The organism is Cupriavidus sp. CP313 (assembly GCF_054072015.1).
In genome coordinates this window covers 1-19,339 of the sequence record NZ_JBSVZB010000024.1, presented here as the reverse complement: position 1 = coordinate 19,339, position 19,339 = coordinate 1, and the positions used below count along the sequence as shown (strand labels likewise).

Annotated in this window: 18 protein-coding genes; 12 read left to right on the top strand and 6 right to left on the bottom strand. The window is 68.0% G+C overall.

The annotated features are described in order from the left end of the window. The first annotated feature begins 19 nt into the window (after positions 1-19). The 8 genes from bioB to ACW4E8_RS27705 all read left to right on the top strand — a co-directional run bounded on the left by bioB (position 20) and on the right by ACW4E8_RS27705 (position 7,335). Complete coding sequence (bioB, locus tag ACW4E8_RS27740; protein WP_013955268.1) at positions 20-1,051, top strand: biotin synthase BioB; 1,032 nt, start codon at positions 20-22, stop codon at positions 1,049-1,051. A 64-nt stretch (positions 1,052-1,115) separates the two neighbouring features. Then, entirely contained in the window at positions 1,116-3,143 is a 2,028-nt protein-coding gene (locus ACW4E8_RS27735; RefSeq protein ID WP_456807437.1) for an acetyl-CoA carboxylase biotin carboxylase subunit, read from the top strand. Between the two features lie 109 nt (positions 3,144-3,252). Then, a complete protein-coding gene (locus ACW4E8_RS27730) occupies positions 3,253-4,194 on the top strand; it encodes a 2-hydroxyacid dehydrogenase (protein WP_456807436.1) in 942 nt (313 codons plus the stop codon). 39 nt (positions 4,195-4,233) lie between these two features. Then, complete coding sequence (locus tag ACW4E8_RS27725; RefSeq protein ID WP_316152381.1) at positions 4,234-5,169, top strand: hydroxymethylglutaryl-CoA lyase; 936 nt, start codon at positions 4,234-4,236, stop codon at positions 5,167-5,169. A gap of 41 nt (positions 5,170-5,210) precedes the next feature. Then, positions 5,211-5,711, top strand: a complete 501-nt coding sequence (locus ACW4E8_RS27720; RefSeq protein ID WP_456807435.1) for a YbaK/EbsC family protein — start codon at positions 5,211-5,213, stop codon at positions 5,709-5,711. After that, positions 5,708-6,136 carry a thioesterase family protein gene (locus ACW4E8_RS27715; protein WP_456807434.1) on the top strand — a complete coding sequence of 143 codons (429 nt, stop codon included), beginning with the start codon at positions 5,708-5,710 and terminating at the stop codon, positions 6,134-6,136. Before ACW4E8_RS27720 ends, ACW4E8_RS27715 begins: the two co-directional genes overlap by 4 nt. Positions 6,137-6,157: 21 nt before the next feature. Further along, positions 6,158-6,409, top strand: a complete 252-nt coding sequence (locus tag ACW4E8_RS27710; protein WP_456807433.1) for a DUF1289 domain-containing protein — start codon at positions 6,158-6,160, stop codon at positions 6,407-6,409. Further along, positions 6,379-7,335 (top strand): MBL fold metallo-hydrolase, encoded by a 957-nt coding sequence (locus ACW4E8_RS27705; protein WP_456807432.1) that lies wholly within the window; start codon positions 6,379-6,381, stop codon positions 7,333-7,335. The genes ACW4E8_RS27710 and ACW4E8_RS27705 overlap by 31 nt, the downstream gene beginning before the upstream one ends. A gap of 22 nt (positions 7,336-7,357) precedes the next feature. Here ACW4E8_RS27705 and ACW4E8_RS27700 read toward each other — a convergent pair whose 3' ends face one another. The 6 genes from ACW4E8_RS27700 to ACW4E8_RS27675 all read right to left on the bottom strand — a co-directional run bounded on the left by ACW4E8_RS27700 (position 7,358) and on the right by ACW4E8_RS27675 (position 14,304). Further along, positions 7,358-9,544, bottom strand: a complete 2,187-nt coding sequence (locus ACW4E8_RS27700; RefSeq protein ID WP_456807431.1) for a TonB-dependent receptor — start codon at positions 9,542-9,544, stop codon at positions 7,358-7,360. Between the two features lie 159 nt (positions 9,545-9,703). After that, positions 9,704-10,168: a hypothetical protein gene (locus tag ACW4E8_RS27695; RefSeq protein WP_456807430.1), complete on the bottom strand. Its 465-nt coding sequence runs from the start codon at positions 10,166-10,168 to the stop codon at positions 9,704-9,706. Further along, positions 10,095-11,387, bottom strand: coding sequence for a GTP-binding protein (locus ACW4E8_RS27690; protein WP_456807429.1), 1,293 nt, complete (start codon positions 11,385-11,387; stop codon positions 10,095-10,097). Before ACW4E8_RS27690 ends, ACW4E8_RS27695 begins: the two co-directional genes overlap by 74 nt. A gap of 232 nt (positions 11,388-11,619) precedes the next feature. Next, the gene (gene dksA / locus ACW4E8_RS27685; protein ID WP_078194821.1) at positions 11,620-12,039 is read right to left on the bottom strand and encodes an RNA polymerase-binding protein DksA; all 420 of its coding nucleotides are present in this window, start codon (positions 12,037-12,039) and stop codon (positions 11,620-11,622) included. A 612-nt stretch (positions 12,040-12,651) separates the two neighbouring features. Next, on the bottom strand, positions 12,652-13,737 hold the full coding sequence (locus ACW4E8_RS27680) for a CobW family GTP-binding protein (RefSeq protein ID WP_456807428.1): 1,086 nt from the start codon (positions 13,735-13,737) through the stop codon (positions 12,652-12,654). Positions 13,738-13,767: 30 nt separating this feature from the next. After that, positions 13,768-14,304 carry a Fur family transcriptional regulator gene (locus ACW4E8_RS27675; protein WP_456807427.1) on the bottom strand — a complete coding sequence of 179 codons (537 nt, stop codon included), beginning with the start codon at positions 14,302-14,304 and terminating at the stop codon, positions 13,768-13,770. Positions 14,305-14,631: 327 nt separating this feature from the next. Between ACW4E8_RS27675 and ACW4E8_RS27670 the strand changes: the two genes are divergently transcribed. From ACW4E8_RS27670 to hslU, 4 genes are all read left to right on the top strand, one after another. Further along, the gene (locus ACW4E8_RS27670; RefSeq protein WP_456807426.1) at positions 14,632-15,531 is read left to right on the top strand and encodes an alpha/beta fold hydrolase; all 900 of its coding nucleotides are present in this window, start codon (positions 14,632-14,634) and stop codon (positions 15,529-15,531) included. 293 nt (positions 15,532-15,824) lie between these two features. Next, positions 15,825-16,811 carry a tripartite tricarboxylate transporter substrate-binding protein gene (locus tag ACW4E8_RS27665; RefSeq protein WP_456807425.1) on the top strand — a complete coding sequence of 329 codons (987 nt, stop codon included), beginning with the start codon at positions 15,825-15,827 and terminating at the stop codon, positions 16,809-16,811. A 228-nt stretch (positions 16,812-17,039) separates the two neighbouring features. After that, positions 17,040-17,576 carry an ATP-dependent protease subunit HslV gene (gene hslV / locus ACW4E8_RS27660; protein WP_010813287.1) on the top strand — a complete coding sequence of 179 codons (537 nt, stop codon included), beginning with the start codon at positions 17,040-17,042 and terminating at the stop codon, positions 17,574-17,576. Positions 17,577-17,640: 64 nt separating this feature from the next. Continuing rightward, positions 17,641-18,972, top strand: coding sequence for an ATP-dependent protease ATPase subunit HslU (gene hslU / locus ACW4E8_RS27655; RefSeq protein ID WP_456807424.1), 1,332 nt, complete (start codon positions 17,641-17,643; stop codon positions 18,970-18,972). Positions 18,973-19,339: the final 367 nt, after the last annotated feature.

Below are 19,339 nucleotides of genomic sequence, written 5' to 3'. Positions count from 1 at the left end.
ACCAGAATTCGCATCGATCATGACTCAAGCTCACACCGCTACCACCGTTACTACCGTTTCCGTCGATTCCCTGCGCCAGAGCGCGCGCTCGCACGCACTGCCCGATGACGCCGCGTGGCGCGTCGATGACGTTGCCGCGCTGTTCGCGCTGCCGTTCAACGACCTGTTGTTCCGCGCCCAGCAAGTGCACCGCGAGCACTTCGACGCCAATACCGTGCAGCTGTCCACGCTGCTGTCGATCAAGACCGGCGGCTGCGAAGAGGATTGCGGCTACTGCCCGCAGAGCGCGCACCACGATGCCGGCGTGAAGGCCGAGAAGCTGATGGCGCTGGACGAAGTGCTGGACGCCGCGCGCGCGGCCAAGGCCAATGGCGCCACCCGCTTCTGCATGGGCGCCGCCTGGCGCAGCCCCAAGGACCGCCACCTGGAGCCGGTGATGGACATGGTGCGCGAGGTGAAGGCGATGGGCCTGGAGACCTGCGTCACGCTGGGCATGCTCAAGGCCGAGCAGGCGCAGCAGCTCAAGGACGCGGGGCTGGACTACTACAACCATAACCTGGATACCTCGCCGGAGTTCTACGGCAAGATCATCACCACGCGCACCTACCAGGACCGGCTGGACACCATCGGCCATGTGCGCGACGCCGGCATCAATGTCTGCTGCGGCGGCATCGTGGGCATGGGCGAGGCGCGCGAAGCGCGCGCCGGCCTGATCGCGCAGCTGGCCAATATGGACCCGTATCCGGAGTCGGTGCCCATCAACAACCTGGTCCAGGTCGAGGGCACGCCGCTGGCGGGCACCGAGGCGCTGGACCCGTTCGAGTTCGTCCGCACCATTGCCGTGGCACGCATCACCATGCCGCGCGCCATGGTGCGCCTGTCCGCCGGCCGCGAGGCCATGGACGAAGCGTTGCAGGCGCTGTGCTTCATGGCCGGCGCCAATTCCATTTTCTACGGCGAAAAGCTGCTGACCACCGGCAACCCGCAGGCCGACCGCGATCGCGCCCTGCTGGCCCGCCTCGACATCCGCGCAGAGGGCTACGCAGGATGACGAGGTAAGGAAGCCCACCGGTAATCAGCTGGCTCGCCGTCCTGTCGAAAAACTAGGAGGAGCCATGTTCAACAAGATCCTGATCGCCAACCGCGGTGAAATCGCCTGCCGCGTGGCCGCCACCTGCCGCCGGCTCGGCATCCGAACCGTTGCGGTGTACTCGGATGCCGACGCCGACGCGCGCCACGTCGCCTTCTGCGACGAGGCCGTGCATATCGGCGGCGCGGCCGCGCGCGACAGCTACCTGCGCGCCGACCACATCATCGAGATGGCGAAGGAGACCGGCGCCCAGGCCATCCACCCGGGCTACGGCTTCCTGTCCGAGAACGAAGCCTTTGCCGAGGCCTGCGCCGCGGCGGGGCTGGTCTTTATCGGCCCGCCGGCGTCGGCCATCAACGCGATGGGCAGCAAGAGCGCGGCCAAGCAGCTGATGGAAAGGGCTTCGGTGCCGCTGGTGCCCGGCTACCACGGCGAGGACCAGGATCCGGCGCTGCTGCGCCGCGAGGCCGACCGCATCGGCTACCCGGTGCTGCTCAAGGCCAGCGCGGGCGGCGGCGGCAAGGGCATGCGCGTGGTTGAGTCGGGCGACGGCTTCGAGGCCGCGCTGGCCTCGGTCAAGCGCGAGGCCAGCGCCAGCTTTGGCGATGACAAGGTGCTGGTGGAGAAGTACCTGACGCGCCCTCGCCATATCGAGATCCAGGTGTTTGCCGATACCCACGGCAACTGCGTCTACCTGTTCGAGCGCGACTGCTCGGTGCAGCGCCGCCACCAGAAGGTGCTGGAAGAAGCCCCCGCGCCGGGCATGACCGAGGAGCGCCGCCGCGCCATGGGTGAAGCGGCCGTCGCCGCGGCCAAGGCGGTCGGCTATGTCGGCGCCGGCACGGTCGAGTTCATCGCCAACCAGGACGGTTCCTTCTACTTCATGGAGATGAACACGCGCCTGCAGGTCGAGCACCCCGTCACCGAAATGATCACCGGGCAGGACCTGGTCGAATGGCAGCTGCGCGTCGCCGCTGGTGAAGCGCTGCCGCTCACGCAGGACCAGCTGCGCATCGACGGCCATGCGCTGGAAGCGCGTATCTACGCCGAGAACCCCGACAAGCAGTTCCTGCCTTCCACCGGCACGCTGCGCTTCCTGCGCACGCCGCCGGCGGTGCAGTTCATGCGCGGTGAGGACGCACACGGCCCGGCGGGTATCCGCATCGATGCCGGCGTGCGCGAGGGCGACACCATCAGCCCGTTCTACGACCCGATGATCGCCAAGCTGATCGTCTGGGGCAAGGACCGCGACGAGGCGCTGGCGCGCATGCGCCAGGCGCTGGCGGCCTACCACGTGGTGGGGCTGTCGACCAACGTGGCTTTCCTGCAGCGGTTGGTGTCGTCCCAGGCGTTCCGCACCGCCGATCTCGACACCGGTCTGATCGAGCGCAACGAGAAGGTCTTGTTCCCGCCGCCGGCGCCGGTCGGCCTGGAAGTGATCGCGCTGGCGGTGGCGGCGCTGTTCGACCGCGAGGCCCGCGAGCGCCGCATCGACGCCGCCGACCAGCATTCGCCGTGGACCCATGGCGGCGCGTGGCGGCTGAACGGCGGCGTGTCGCGCACGCTGCGCTTCGGCTATGGCGAGCAGGTGCTGGAGGTGACGCTGAGCACCAATGAGCGCGGCAGCACGCTGATCTATGCGGACCAGGCGGCGCCCTTTGCCTGCACCTGCCAGGCCGACGATATCCGCATCAACCTTGGCACCCGGCGCGCGCACGGGCAGGTGCATGCGGATGGCGAGACCTTCCACGTCTTCTATGCCGGGCGGCATGTGAGCCTGGCCTGGCTCGATCCATTGGCCCATGCCGGCGAGGCCGAAAGCGAAGGCGGCAAGCTCACCGCGCCGATGCCCGGGAAGGTCATTGCCGTGATGGTCGAGGCTGGCAGCACCGTCACGCGCGGCACGCCGTTGCTGGTGATGGAGGCCATGAAGATGGAGCACACCATCAGCGCACCGGTGGATGGGGTGGTGAGTGAGGTGCTTTACGGGGTGGGGGAGCAGGTTGTGGAGGGGGCGCAGCTTCTGGCGTTCGAGGGGACGTCAGGGACTTGATGCGCGATAGGGGTGGCAGGGGCACGGTCACCGTTGCCCCAACCAACCCCACGCCCATTCCTCTGCCAAAATACGCCTTTAACCCCACCAGAATCCCCCTGGAGACAAAATGAAGTTGCAGTTGTACGTCCCCGACGGCCGCTACGACCCCTGGATCGCAGGCTTCGCCGAGGCACTGCCCGAAGCGCAATGTGTGACGTGGGAGGACAGCCGTGGCGAACCGGCCGACTACGCCGTGGTCTGGCGTCCGCCGGTGGAGATGCTGCGTGGCCGTACCGACCTGAAGGCGGTGTTCAACCTGGGCGCCGGCGTCGACGGCATCCTGCGCCTGCGCGATGAAGCCCCTGACGCCTTGCCCGCCGGCGTGCCGATCGTGCGGCTCGACGATGCCGGCATGGCTGCGCAGATGGCCGAGTACGTCACCCACGCCGTGCTGCGCTATTTCCGCAAGATGGACGCCTACGAGGCCCAGCAGCGCGCCGGCAACTGGAAGTTCCTGAAGCCGCATCGCCGCGCGGACTTCACTATCGGCGTGATGGGGGTGGGCACGCTCGGCACGCATATCGCCCGCACGCTGGCGGGCTTCGGCTTCCCGGTGCGTGGCTGGAGCCGTACCGCGCGCGCCATCGAAGGCGTGAGCGGCTTCTATGGCGATGCCGGGCAGGCGCCGTTCCTGGATGGCCTGCGCGTGCTGGTCAATGTGCTGCCGCTGACGCCGCAGACCGAGAACATCCTCAACGCCGGCCTGTTCGCGCGGCTGGCGCAGGGCGCATATGTGATCAACGTCGCGCGCGGGCAGCACCTGGTTGAGGAAGACCTGCTTGCCGCGGTGCAGTCGGGGCAGGTTGCAGGTGCCACGCTGGATGTGTACCGCACCGAGCCGTTGCCGGCGGAACACCCGTTCTGGCAGGAGCCGCGCATCACTCTCACGCCGCATATCTCGGCGCTGACGCTGCGCGAAGACAGCATCGCGCAGATCGCCGGCAAGATCCGCGCGCTGCGCGCGGGCCAGCCGATCGCGGGCGTGGTCGACGTGCAGCGGGGCTACTGAGCGGCCCCGACCAAGACGAACCAAAGACAGGAGACAGCCATGACCATGCCGAACTATGTGAAGATCGTTGAAGTCGGCCCGCGCGACGGCTTGCAGAACGAGAAGGCGATGGTGCCGACCGAGGTCAAGGTCGCGCTGATCAACCAGCTGACCGATGCCGGCTTCGTCAATATCGAGGCCGCGTCGTTCGTGTCGCCCAAGTGGGTGCCGCAGATGGCCGACGGTGCCGACGTGATGGCGCGCATCCAGCGCCGGCCCGGCACGCTGTATTCGGCGCTGACGCCGAACATGAAGGGATTTGAAGGCGCGATCGAAGCCGGTGCCGACGAGGTGGTGATCTTCGGCGCCGCCAGCGAGGCGTTCTCGCAGAAGAACATCAACTGCTCGATCGCCGAGTCGATCGCGCGCTTTGCGCCGGTGGCCGCCGCAGCGAAGGAGAAGGGCGTGCGCCTGCGCGGCAGCATCTCGTGCGCGCTGGGCTGCCCGTACCAGGGCGAGGTGCCGGTGCATGCGGTGGTCGACGTGGTGCGGCGCATGCGCGAACTTGGCTGCGACGAGATCGACATTGCTGACACCATCGGCGTGGGCACCCCCGTGCGCGTGCAGGAAGTGATGCGCGCCGCGGCGGCGGAGTTTGCGCTGGACCGCCTGTCGGGCCATTTCCACGATACCTACGGGCAGGCGCTGTCCAATATCCTGGCCAGCCTGGAAGTGGGCATCTCGATCTTCCATGCGTCGGTGGCGGGGCTGGGCGGCTGCCCGTACGCCAAGGGCGCGACCGGCAACGTGGCGACCGAGGACGTGCTGTACATGCTGCACGGCATGGGCATCCACACCGGCATCGACCTGGAAGCGGTGGTGCGCACCGGCGACTATATCTCGCAGGCAATCGGCCGCGCCAACAGCTCGCGCGTGGGCCGGGCCCTGCTGACCAAATGGGCCGCCGCCAGCGATGCGGCGCCCGCCTGCGCGTAAGTGAGAACTAGGCGCGGGCCACAGAACAAGGAGAAGAACGCATGACGGTGAATGACGAAGCGCTGCCCGAGTCCGCGCAGCGCGTGGCCGACCTGCTGGCCGAACTCGGCCATGACCGGCCCGTGGTGATGCTGCCGGCCACCGGCAAGACCTCGGCCGAGGCCGCGGCGGGCCTGGGCTGCCGCGTGGCGGAGATCGCCAAGTCCATCATCTTCCGGCGCGTGGCCGACGATGCGCCGGTGCTGGTGATCGCCAGCGGCAGCAACCGCGTCGACGAGGCCAAGGTGGCCGCGCGCGTGGGCGCGCTGGGCAAGGCCGACGCGCGCTTCGTGCGCGAGAAGACCGGCTATGCCATCGGCGGCGTCTGCCCGATCGGCCATGCGGTGGCGCCGGTGATGCTGCTGGACCAGGACCTGTTCCGCTATGACAGCTTGTGGGCCGCGGCGGGGCATCCCCATGCGGTATTCAACCTGACGCCGCACCAGCTGCAGCAGATGACGGGCGCTGAAGTGGCCGACGTCGCGGCAGGCTCCGTGGCATGAGTCCCGACCTGCGCCCCGGCCTGACCTTCAGCTGGCAATACACGGTGCCGCCCAAGGCCACCGTGCCGCGCCTGTACGACGATATCCCGGGCTGCCCCGAGATGCCCGACGTGCTGGCCACCGGCTATATGGTCGGCATCATGGAATGCGCCTGCCTGCAGATGCTGCGCGAGCACCTGGACTGGCCGCGCGAGCAGTCGCTCGGCACGCTGGTCAGCTTCTCGCACCTGGCGCCGACGCCGCCGGGCATGACGGTGACGGTCAAGGGCGAACTGGTGGCAGTGGACGGGCGCCGCCTGCGCTTCCAGCTGAGCGCCTGGGACGGCGAGGACAAGATCTCCGAGGGCGTGCATGAGCGCCACCTGATCGACGCCGGCCGCTTCAACCAGAAAGTGGCGGCCAAGGCCGCGCGCGCGGCGGGCTGAGTGGCGAGCGAGCGCAACGCCATGGCCTCCACGCCCCCCACGCCTGCCTTGCTGGCCGCGCAGGCCGACGCCGCGCTGCGGGCCTCGCCGGTGCCGTCGCCATGCCGCAACGTCTGCCGCATGGATCCGGCCACCGGCTACTGCGCGGGCTGCCTGCGCACCATCGAAGAGATTGCCGGCTGGTCGTCTGCCGGCGACGAAGACAAGCGCCGCATCTGGGCGCAACTGCCGCGGCGCGCCGCATGGCTGGCAGGCGAGGAGACATCCCCTTGAGCGAACGCCCGGTCCCGCAGTTGCCGGCCACCATGCGCGTGTTCGAGCGCGGCTGGCTGTCGGCCAACAATATCCTGTTCATGGAGGGCGACGATACGGTGCTGGTCGATACCGGCTACGTCACCCACGCGCCGCAGACGGTGGCGCTGGTGGCGGCTGCCTTGCAGGGCCAGCCGCTCGCACGCGTGATCAATACCCATCTCCACTCCGACCACTGCGGCGGCAATGCCGCGCTGCAGGCGCGCTGGCAGCCGCGTACCGCGATCCCTGCGGCCGAGGCCGCAGCCGTTGCCGCGTGGGATACGGAAGCGCTCAGCTACAACGCCACCGGCCAGCAGTGCGACCGCTTCACCTTCGACAGTGTGCTGAACGACGGCGACACGCTGCGCCTGGGCGGCATCGACTGGCAAGTCGTGGCCGCCCCCGGCCATGACCCGCACGCGGTGATGCTGTTCGCGCCGGCCGAGCGCATCCTGGTTTCCGGCGATGCGCTGTGGGAGAACGGCTTCGGCGTGATCTTCCCCGAGCTGGATGGCGAGAGCGGCTTTGCCGAGCAGGCGGCAGTGCTTGAACGCATCGCGCAACTGGACGCGCGGCTGGTGATCCCGGGCCACGGCCGGATGTTCACCGACGTGACGGCGGCGGTCGAACGCGCCCAAGGGCGCCTGGCCTACCTGAGCGCCGACCCGGCGCGCAATGCCAGCCATGCGGTCAAGGTGCTGGTGAAGTTCAAGCTGCTGGAGCAGCAGCACATGGCCCAGGACGCGCTGGCGGCATGGATGGAAGCCGCGCCGCTGATGGTGCGCATCCGCCAGCGGTTCATGCCGGGGCTGGAGATGGCCGAGATCTGCGCGCAGACGGTGCGCGCGCTGGCGGGGGTGAAGGCGCTGGCAGTGGAGGGGGAGTGGGTGGTGAATCGGGATTGATTCACCACGCCTGCCTGCATCCTCAGAACGACGTCCTGAACCCCACCTTCACACTGCGCCCGGCCAGCGGCGCGATGTCCCGCAGGATCGACGCCGAGTTGCGCGCATCCTGGTTGGTCAGGTTGTCGCCGCGCAGGTACACCAGCGTCTGCGTGCCCGACACCTTGAACTTGTAGGTCAGCGCCAGGCTCAGCAGCGTATAGGCATCGGTCGGCGTGTCGTTGGTTGGCACGCGGGTCTGCTTGGCGGCGTAGGTCACATCCACGCGCGCCCCCCACGGGCCCGCGCCATACACCAGCGCGCCACCCAGGCGCAGCGGTGCCAGGCGCGGCAGCGGTTCGCCGGTATCGCGGTTCTCGCCGCGCACGTAGTCGGCGCGCGCCTCGAAGTCCAGCGTGTCGCTGGTGGTCAGCATCTTCTGCAACAGCCGCGTCTTGCCTTCCGCCTCGAAGCCGTACAGCGTGGCCGGCACACCCAGGTACTGGAACTCCGGCAGCGCACCCGGGCTGCCGGCGGCGACCACGTCGCCCGCCTCGTCACGCGTGCGGCCGGTGGCGTTCAGCGCCAGGTAGTTGGCAAAGCGGCTGTAGTAGCCCGACACGCCGGCGCTGTGCGCCCCGGACTTGAAGCGCACGCCCAGGTCGATAGACGTGGCCCGTTCCTTGTTGGCATTGGGGTCGCCCAGCTCCCAGGCGCCGGTGGCCACGTGGGGGCCGTTGGCATACAGCTCGTAGAAGGTCGGCGCGCGCTCGGTGTACGACAGGTTGCTGGTCAGCGACCACAGCGGGTTGACCTTGTAGAGCAGGCCGGCCGAGGCGCTGGTGGCGTTGAAGCTGCGGTTGGCATCGGTAAAGCGGTCGTTGCCGTTGGCGCTGGCCTTGATGCTGCTGTGGTCCAGGCGCCCGCCCAGGTTCAGCTTGAGGTCGCCGGAAGCGGTCAGCGGCAGTTCCTCGAACACGAACAGCGCCGCGTTATCCGTATTGGTGCTCGGCACGAATGCCTCTTCGCCCAGCGCCGAGAAGTCGGTATGGCCGAACTGCGTGCCAATCACGCCCGTCATGTTGCCGATCTTCGCGTGCCTGGCCTCGAAGCGCGCATCCCAGCCGCGGTTCTTGAAGATCGTGCCGGTCTCGCCGCCCTCGATTTCCTTGTGCTCGTAGTCGGTGTAGCTGAACTTGCCCTTGACCGATTCGAGCCAGCCGGCGGTGTTGCCGGCCAGGTTGCGCGCCTCGCCTTCCAGCGCAAAGCGGTCCTGCCGCATCTTCAGCCGCACGTCGTCCTCGGCGGGCGTGCCGTACTCATTGCGGTAGGCGCTGTAGTTGGCGCCGACGAAGCCATCGGCCCAGGTGTAGGAGCCGCCCATCGCGCCGCCTTCCTGCTGCGCACTGGTGTTGGGCAGGCGGCCATAGGCTTCGGTCTCGCCTTCGGGCAGCGGATCGGCGGTGCGCAGGCGCTCGCTGCGGGCGTAGCCGGGGATGCGCAGGTCGCTGGTCTTGCGCGCGAAGGCGTCGGCGTGGACGGCGAACTTGCCGTTGCCGGCCTCGATCAGCGCGCTGGCGTTGCGCGCCTGGTCGCCGCCCGCGGTGGCGCTGGCATCGACCGCACCGCCGATGCCTTCGATCGGCTCCTTCGGAATCCGGTTGTCGATCACGTTGACCACGCCGCCGATGGCGTTGCCGCCGTACATCAGCGCCGCCGGGCCGCGCACGACCTCGATGCGCTCGGCCACGAGCGGATCCACCGGCACTGCGTGGTCGTAGGACAGCGTAGAGGCGTCGACCGTGGTGCCGCCGTTCTGCAGCACCTTGATGCGGTCGCCGTCCAGGCCGCGGATCACCGGCCGGCTGGCATTGGGGCCGAAATAGGTGGACGAGACCCCGGGCAGCTTGTCGAGCGTGTCGCCCAGCGTGCTGCCCTGGCGCACGGCCAGGGCGTCGCCGCTGAGCGTCGATACCGGTGCCACCATGTCGTTGAGGTCGCTGCCGAGCGGGTTGGCGGTGACGACGACTTCGCGCAGCGTGGCACCGGCTGGCGCGGTGGCCGTGGCCGTGGCGGGTGCGCTATCGGCGGCAGGTGCCGTGGCGGCCTGTGCCAGCGCGGCGGGCGCCACGAAGGCGGTGGCCATGGTGGCGGTAAGGGAAGCGGCAAGGGCCGCCAGCGGGGTCAGGCGCGGTGCGCTGGTTGGTGCGGTGTAACGATTCTTCGACATGGCGCGCGGAGCGAGGCAATGGCAATCGGCCCGGCTGGCACGGCAGCTGCCCGGCACGGCGCCGGCCACCCGCGATGGGCGTGGCCGCGCAGCCGGAATGGGCAGGCGTTCAGCTCGGAATTGGTCAGGCAGGGTACGCGGCGAGGGCCGCGTCCCGGATCAGGCGAGGGCGATGGCCGGCGCCGGCGGCGCGCGTGATTGGAAGGGGTGGGTCGCGGGCAGGTCGGGCCAGCGCCAGGCCAGGTTGGCCGGCTTGACCGGTTTGCCAAAGGCAAGCTGCGGCAGCGGCAGCTTGCCGCACAGGGTGTCGGCAACCGTGGCGCCATCGAACAGCACGCACGAGTGGCCGCTGAATTTCTGCGCCAGCGGGTGCGGCTCGGGGTCGTTGGCCGAGTCGGCGTCGGCCGTTGTCACGGAGGCCGACGGCGCGAGCAGGCCGCCGTGCACGATGCGGTGGGTCAGCCCGGCGTGCTGCGCCAGCAGCAGGCATAGCGCCAGCCACAGCGCGGACCAGAGGCCCGGGCCGTGCGTGCGCAGGCGGGCGAACCAGTCAGTGCGCATGCGGATGGCCGGCGTGGTTGCCGTGGTGGTGGTCGGGATCGCCGCAGCCGCAATCGTTGCCATGGCTATCGCCATGGTCGTGGCCATGGGCATGATCGTGGTCGTCGTCGAAGTCGTCGACCCAGCCGGGGAAGGGATCTGCGTAGGCCGCCCAGGCTTCTGCGCCCGCGGCCATCTCGGCATCGGTCAGCAGGCAGGCGTCGAGCCGGGCCTGCAGCGCCGCATGGTCCAGGTCCAGGCCGGTCAGCACCAGTTCCTGGCGGCGGTCGCCGAAGGCTGCCGGGGTGCCGTCGACCTGCATGTCGGCTTCGACTTCGGCGCGTTCGGCGGTGTCGGCCGGCCATTCGGCCGGATCCAGCGCGGCCCACCAGGCGCCGGCGCCGCCATGGCGGCAGACGCCGCCGGACTGGTTCCAGTCGCCCGCGGTGTCCATGCGGCTGGCCAGCCAGAACAGTCCCCTGGAGCGCAGCACGCTGCCGTGCTCGCGCAGCCATTCGGTATGGATCAGGTCGGCGAAGCGTTGCGGATGGAACGGGCGGCGGCGGCGGTAGACCAGCGTGGAGACGCCGCTGGCGTTGGCAGCCGGCACCTCGCCGCGCAGCGCGGCGAGCCAGCCCGGGGCGTCCGCGGCGGCTTCAAAGTCGAAGCGGCCGGCGCCTTGCACGCGCTCGGGCGGGACCTTGCCGAAGCTGGCTTCGACGATGTCGGCACGCGGGTTCAGCGCCTGCAGCACGGCGTGCAGCCGCGCCAGTTCCGCGGCGCTGGCGAGGTCGGCCTTGTTCAGCACGATCACGTCGCAGCATTCGACCTGCGCCACCAGCACTTCGGCCACGGTCCGGTCATCGTCCGTGGCCTGCGCCAGCCCGCGGTCGGCCAGGAACTCGGCCTCGTTGAGGTCGCGCAGGAAGGTGGCGGCATCGATCACCGTCACCAGCGTGTCGGGTTGCACCGCCGCGTCGGGCCCGGCGCCATGCTCGGCCTCGAACAGGAAGCCTTCGGCAATCGCGAGCGGCTCGTCCAGGCCGTCGGCTTCCAGCAGCAGCGCGTCAAAGCGGCCCTCGGCGGCAAGCCGGGCGGCTGCGCCGAGCAGTGCGTCGCCCGCGGGCAGCACCGCGGCCTCGCAGCCGGGCGGCAGCGGCGCCAGCGCCTGCCCGTCCTGCGGCCCGCAGACCAGCACGGCCATGCGCCGGCCCGCGCTGTGCGCAAGCAGGTGGTTCAGCAGCGTGGTCTTGCCGGCGCCGGGGAAGCCGGACAGCACGGTGACGGGCAGGCGATCAGCCATGGCAGGAGAGGTGGAAGTGACGACGGACTACGCAGCCCAGGCGCTGGCTGCGTTGTTGCAACAAGGTTGCGAATTTACCAGAAAGGCCGGGGCCGCAACAGCCGGACGATTCTCAATGGTAGGCCGTGGCGACGGCACGACAAAGCGGACGCGGTCCCGCCAAAGCAAACGGCCCGGGTAACCGGGCCGTCACGTTACGCCTGCCGCACCGGCCGTGCCGGCGCGCTGCGCATCAGTCGCCGAACAGCTTCTGGCGCAGTTCGCGCCGTTGCTGCGCTTCCAGCGACAGCGTGGCCGTGGGACGGGCCAGCAGGCGCGGCACGCCGATCGGCTCGCCGGTTTCCTCGCACCAGCCGTAGTCGCCGGACTCGATGCGCTGCAGCGACTGCTCCACCTTCTTCAGCAGCTTGCGCTCGCGGTCGCGCGTGCGCAGTTCCAGCGCATGCTCTTCCTCGATGGTGGCACGGTCGGCCGGATCCGGCACGATGACCGTTTCGCGCAGGTGTTCCGTGGTCTGGTCAGCGTTCTTCAGGATGTCGTCGCGCAGCTGCTCAAGACGGTGCTTGAAGAAGGCGAGCTGCGCTTCGTTCATGTAATCCTTGTCGCTCATCTTCAGGATTTCAGCTTCAGTCAGAAGTTTGTTGCTGCTCATGGTTGCTGCTGATTCTCTTGTTGATGCGGCCGGCGGCGTCTGGGTCCGCTCGGGTGCGCTGTCCGCGCGCTTGCGCGCCACGGCTGTTTCACTCTGGCTGGCTGCAGTCTTGCTGCTTCGCGGGCCTCCCTTCGTTGCGCCCGCTTCGGCGTTCGCCGTACTGCCGCGGGGAGCGGGCGCGGCCTTCACAGGCTGCGCCTTGAGCGTCTCTGCCGCGGCACTACCTGTCTTGCTGCGGCTTTCTTTCGTCTTCGTTGCGGCTGTCATGGGGACACCTCTCTCTCGCGTCAGTCAGTGACGGCGCGCGTCGGGGCACCCCAGGCGGAAAAAAGGCGGTCTCCGCACGAAGCACTGCGACCGCACCTGCCGGCGGCCTGCCTCATGCTGACGACAACCGCCGCCCTGCAAGTCCACCAGATCCGATGGACCAAATGCCGGCAGCGGGAAAAAGGTGCGCCACCGGTATCAAATCCGGCCTATTGTACTTGAACAAATTTTTCCGAGATACGGGGAAAACCGGCTGGCGCTTCGGTATTTCCCCGGTACCCCGAACGGGGGGCGGCCGCGGAGCGGTGTCTGGAGGGGGCGTCGCCGATGGGGCGACTAGTGCACTCAGGCCAGGCAGTTCTCCAGGCCCTTGAGGATGGCGTCGCGGGGCAGGTCCACGCCGATGAACACCATGCGCGTGCCCGGGGTCTCTTCATCCCACTTGGCGCCGATGTCGCTGCCCATCAGCTGGTGGACCCCCTGGAACACCACTTTGCGGTCCACACCGTCCATATATAGTACGCCCTTGTAGCGCAGCAGTTTTTCCCCGTACACGGCCAGGATGCCGGACAGGAATTCCTCCAGCTTGCCGTAGTGGAAGGGCTTGTCGCTGCGGAAGACGAACGACGCAATGCGGTCGGTATGGTGGTGGTGATGGTGGTGGTCGTGCGCGTGGCCATGGCCGTGCGCATGGTCGTGCCCGTGATCATGGCCGCAGTCGTCGCCGCAATGCTCGCCGTGCTCATGGTCATGATCGTGCTCATGGTCGTCGGCGCGCAGGAATTCCGGGTCGATCTCCAGCTTGGCGTTCAGGTTGAAGCCGCGCAGGTCGAAGATGGTGTCGATCGGCGCCTCGCCGAAGTTGACCAGGCGGATCGGCGCGCGCGGGTTCATGTGCAGCAGGCGGTGGCGCAGCTCGGCCACGTCGGCTTCGGTCACCAGGTCGGACTTGGTGATGAAGATGGCGTCGGCAAAGCCAACCTGGCGCTGCGCCTCTTCCTGCTTGTCCAGCTGCAGGTGGGCGTGCTTGGCGTCGACCAGCGTGATCACCGCGTCGAGCAGGTAGCGCGAGGCAATTTCCTCGTCCATGAAGAAAGTCTGCGCCACCGGGCCCGGGTTGGCCACGCCCGTGGTCTCGATCACCACGCGGTCGAAGCTGATCTCGCCGGCGTCGCGGCGCGTCAGCAATGTCGACAGCGCCTGCACCAGATCGCCGCGGATGGTGCAGCAGATGCAGCCGTTGCTCATCTGCACGATCTGCTCGCGGCCGTCCTGCACCAGGATCTCGTGGTCGATGTTCTCTTCGCCGAACTCGTTCTCGATGACGGCAATCTTCATGCCGTGCGGCTCGTTCAGGATGCGCTTGAGCAGGGTGGTCTTGCCGCTGCCGAGAAAGCCGGTCAGGATCGTGACCGGGGTCAGTTTGGACATTGTTGTTCTCCGGGTATTAGAGATTGCCGTTCAGTGCGAAGCGCCGCCAGGCAAGGCGGGCGCACGCTTGCCGCACTCGGCGCAGACGCCGTTCACGGTCAGTTCGACATGTTCGATGGCAAAGCCGCTGGGCACGCGCGGCGCGGCCGGCTGCACCGGTGCGCTGGCATCGTCCAGGCAGAAGGTGCGGTCGCAGCGGGTGCAGTGGAAATGGCTGTGCTGGCGGTGCTCCTGCGCGCGCGCGGCCTCATGCTCGACCAGGCTGAAGCGGAACACCCGGTCGTTGCCGGCACGCTTCTGCGCCACGCCCTGTTCCACCAGCCAGTCCAGCACGCGGTAGACGGTGACGCGGTCGATGGTCTCGCCCGGTTCGGGCAGGCGGTCGATCACGGCCTGGTGCGTCAGCGCCTCATCGCTGCCGATCAGGCAGGCCAGGATGCACAGCCGCGGCTGGGTCACGCGCGCGCCCAGCTGGCGCAGGCGCTCGTGGGCGGCTTCCAGGGACGCAGGGGTGGGGATCGCCGGCTCCGGCACAGCAGCCGGCCGGTCCGGACTGGGACGGGTCATGGGCAGATTTAACCATAGGCCCCCGGTTGATGCAATTCAGTTGCGTCAGCGGGCCGAATGGCGAAGCCGGCGCAGCCACGCCGATGGGGCGGTTTGCGCCTATGATCGGCACAGGACGACCCTTAGAACCCATTTCATAATGAAGAAGGGGCCCGGCAGCAGCCTTCCCTTCGGGTTCAAGCCAGGCGCGGCGCATGCGTTGTTGCGGGCCTTGACCTTGGAATGACCAAGGCCGGCGGCCCGCGCCTAGCCTGCGCCGCGCCTGGCTTGAACGCGTCCCCTTCTTCATTATGAAATAGGTTCTTAACCCCAGAGCGGAGACGACCCATGCTGAATGACGCCAGCGCGCTGCTGTTCCCGAACTTCGAACTTTTCCGGCAGCGTGTCGGGGAGGTCGAGATCGCCGGCGTGCGCGGCGGTTCGGGGCCGCCGCTGCTGCTGTTGCACGGGCACCCGCAGAGCCACCTGATCTGGCACCGGGTGGCGCCGGCGCTGGCCGATCACTTCACGGTGATCGCCACCGACCTGCGCGGCTACGGCAGCAGTTCGGCCCCGCCCGGCAATGCTGGCCACGAGCACTACAGCAAGCGCACCATGGCGCAGGACCAGGTGTCGCTGATGGCGGCATTTGGTTTCGAGCGCTTTGCGCTGTGCGGCCACGACCGCGGTGCCCGCGTCGCGCACCGGCTGTGCATGGACCATCCGGAGGCGGTCAGCCGCGCCATGCTGCTGGACATCGCGCCCACGCTGGCGATGTACGAGCGCACCAGCATGGCCTTTGCCGCCGCCTACTGGCACTGGTTCTTCCTGATCCAGCCGGCGCCGTTCCCCGAGACGCTGATCAACGCCGAGCCCGATTTCTACATCGAGAAGCTGATGGGCCTGCGCCACGCGGGCCTGACGCCCTTCGCCCCCGACGCCATGGCTGCCTATACCGCGGCGATGCGCGACCCGGCGCGCGTGCATGCCATGTGCGAGGACTACCGCGCCGCCGCCACCATCGACCTGGAGCACGACCGTGCCGACCGCGAGGCCGGGCGCCGGCTGGCGCTGCCGCTGCGCGTGCTGTGGGGCGAGCACGGCGTGGTGGCGCGCTGCTTCGAGCCGCTGGCGCTGTGGCAGGAGGTGGCCACCGACATCAGCGGCCAGGCGCTGCCGTGCGGGCACTACATCCCGGAAGAGGCCGCCGAACCGCTGCTTGAGGAAATGCTCGGTTTCTTCCGCTAGGCCGCAGCGGGTGTCACAAACGCACGCCTTTGCCGCCGATCTCTGCCAGATCTTCCCCGTTTCCCGCCATATGCGGCTGATTGCAGGCGGGTTAGCCCCTATACCTGCATATTGTCTGGAGTTGCTAACATCAAGGCCCGCCCTTGCCGTTTACGGCGGGGCAGCCGAGCCAGCCGGCATGGTCCAAGAGCGCGGCCACAGAGACCGCGCCAGATGCGCCCCGCACAAGCAGGGGCCGGGCCGGCGGCAACGCATTGCAAGACGGGTATCAAAGGGAATCAGGAGAAGAGAGCATGAAACGAGTAATAAAGATGGTCGCGGCCGCGCTGGCAGTCAGCGCAATGGGTGTGGTGTCGGGCGCGTACGCCCAGGAATATCCCGGCAGCAAGCCGGTGTCGGCGGTGGTGCCGTTTGCCGCGGGTGGTCCGACCGACAAGCTCTCGCGCGAGCTGACCGCGATCATGTCCAAGCATCTGGGCGCGACCATGATCATCGAGAACCTCGGCGGCGCCGGCGGCACCATCGGCGCCAAGAAGGTGGCCCAGGCCAAGAACGACGGCCACACCCTGCTGATCCACCATATCGGCATGGCCACGGCTCCGGCGCTGTACCGCAACCTGGGCTTCGATCCGCTCAAGGACTTCGAGATGGTCGGCGAAATCGCCGACGTGCCGATGATCCTGGTCGGCAACAAGCAGCTGCCGCCGAACACCTTCAAGGACCTGCTGCCGTACATCAAGGCCAACGCCGGCAAGCTGACGCTGGCCAATGCCGGCATCGGCTCGGCCTCGCACCTGTGCGGCCTGCTGTTCCAGAGCTCGATCCAGACCGAGCTGACCACCGTGCCGTACAAGGGGGCCGCGCCGGCACTGACCGATATCCTGGGCGGCCAGGTCAACCTGCTGTGCGACCAGACCACCAATCTCGCCGGCCATCTCAAGGCCAATTCGGTCAAGCCGTACGCGGCCATGCAGGCACGCCGCGTGGAAGCGTTCAAGGATATCCCGACGGCGGCCGAGCAAGGCCTGCCGGGCGTGGAAGTGAAGGTCTGGCACGCCATGTACGCGCCCAAGGGCACGCCCAAGCCGGTGATCGACAAGCTGTCGGCGGCGCTGCAGAAGGCCGTGGCCGACCCGACCTTCCGCTCCAAGATGGCCGAGCTGGGCGCCGAAGCCGCGCCGGCACAGCGCGCCACGCCGGATTCGCTGCGCACCCTCCTGACCGCCGAGATCAACAAGTGGACCCCGGTGATCAAGAAGGCCGGCGTATATGCCGACTGATCAAGTGGCGTGATGCATAAGGCGCGCGGGCCATGCCCGCGCGTTGCCGGACAAGGGCCATGCGGCAGCGCATGGCCCTTTTTGTTTTCTGGCGGGACGTCCGGCAGCCTGCCGGCAGGCATCCTATATTGGGTCAGACCGGGCGGCGCTTCCCGGAGCACGCGATAGGCCTTGAAACCGGCCGGGGCCGTCGCCAACTACGGTCCTGACATATTCACGGAAGCCACCATGGAACAGTATCACGGCACTACCATCGTCAGCGTCCGCCGCGGCAATCAGGTCGCACTTGGCGGTGATGGTCAGGTCACGCTCGGCAATATCGTGATGAAGGGCACCGCGCGCAAGGTGCGCCGCATCTACAACGGCAAGGTCCTGGTCGGGTTTGCCGGCAGCACCGCCGACGCCTTCTCGCTGCTGGACCGCTTCGAGGCCAAGCTGGAAAAGTACCAGGGCAACCTGACCCGCGCCGCGGTCGACCTGGCCAAGGACTGGCGTTCGGACCGCGCCCTGCGCCGGCTGGAAGCCATGCTGATCACCGCCGACCGCGACACCACGCTGGTCATCACCGGCAACGGCGACGTGCTGGACCCCGAGGGTGGCATCGCCGCGATCGGCTCGGGCGGCGCGTATGCGCAGTCGGCCGCCAAGGCGCTGGTCGAGAACACCGAAATGGCGCCCAAGGACGTGGTCGAGAAGGCGCTGACCATCGCCGGCGAGCTCTGCATCTACACCAACACCAACTTCGTCATCGAGACGCTGGAATAAGCGAAGGCCGGCCCCAGCCGGCCCTCCGGCCTGCCAGCCTGCCGCGCCCTACTGAACGGATACCATGTCGCACACCATGACCCCGTCGGAAATCGTTTCCGAACTCGACAAGCACATCATCGGCCAGAACAAGGCCAAGAAGGCCGTGGCGGTGGCGCTGCGCAACCGCTGGCGCCGCCAGCAGGTGGCCGAGCCCCTGCGCCAGGAAATCACGCCCAAGAACATCCTGATGATCGGCCCGACCGGCGTGGGCAAGACCGAGATCGCGCGCCGCCTGGCCAAGCTGGCCGACGCGCCCTTCATCAAGATCGAAGCCACCAAGTTCACCGAGGTGGGCTACGTCGGCCGCGATGTCGACACCATCGTGCGCGACCTGGCCGAGATGGCGATCAAGCAGACGCGCGAGTCCGAGATGAAGAAGGTGCGCACCAAGGCCGAGGACGCGGCCGAGGACCGCCTGCTCGACGTGCTGCTGCCGCCGCCGCGCGACATCGGCTTCTCGCAGCCGGAAGAGAAGGATTCCAACACACGCCAGGTGTTCCGCAAGAAGCTGCGCGAAGGCTCGCTCGACGACAAGGAAATCGAGCTGGAACTTTCTGCCGGCATGCCGAGCATGGACATCATGGGTCCGCCGGGCATGGAAGACATGACCGAGCAGATCCGCACCATGTTTGCCGGCCTCGGCCAGGGCAAGAAGGCGCGCCGCAAGATGAAGGTCAAGGAAGCCTTCAAGCTGCTGATCGACGAAGAGGCCGCCAAGCTGGTCAATGACGAGGAGCTCAAGCACAAGGCCATCGCCAACGTCGAGCAGAACGGCATCGTGTTCCTGGACGAGATCGACAAGATCGCCAGCCGCAGCGAGATCGGCGGCGGCGAGGTGTCGCGCCAGGGCGTGCAGCGCGACCTGCTGCCGCTGGTGGAAGGCACCACGGTGAGCACCAAGTACGGCATGATCAAGACGGACCACATCCTGTTCATTGCCTCGGGGGCGTTCCACCTGTCCAAGCCGAGCGACCTGATTCCCGAGCTGCAGGGCCGCTTCCCGATCCGCGTGGAGCTGGATTCGCTGTCCGTGCAGGACTTCGAGGCCATCCTGACGCAGACCGACGCGAGCCTGACCAAGCAGTACCAGGCGCTGCTGAGCACGGAAGAGGTCAGCCTGGTGTTCGCGCCGGACGGCATCCGCCGGCTGGCCGAGATCGCCTTCTCGGTCAACGAGAAGGTCGAGAACATCGGCGCGCGGCGCCTGTACACGGTGATGGAGCGGCTGCTGGAGGACCTGTCTTTCCACGCCACCAGGTCGTCGGGCGAGACTGTGACGATCGATGCGGCGTATGTTGACGAGCGTCTTGGTGACTTGGCCGGCAATGAGGACCTGTCGCGCTACGTGCTGTAAATCAGCGCGGCGACGATGCCAGGGCGCACTACGGTGCGCCCTTTTCTTGTGCGCCCAGCATGGGCGCACTCTAGTGGGTGCAAGTCCCACCGTAAGTTGATCACAGCGAACGAAGCGAAGCGCAACTGCGTGAGGGTGACCGAGCGTGGGGAGGAAGCGTAGAGCGAAGCTGCGAGCCGAGGAACACGAACCGGATAGAAGGCGGTGCCAACCAGGACCAGCGGGCAAGAAGCCGCGAAGTTCTCGTGATCAAGGGGAGGCGGCGTAAATCCGGCGGGAGTGCGTTCTTACCTGGGGACGCCCCGCCTTGCGCCTGAAAGGGTGACGGCGTCGAGCCGGAGCGGGGTCTCAGCAGAGGTCATAGTAG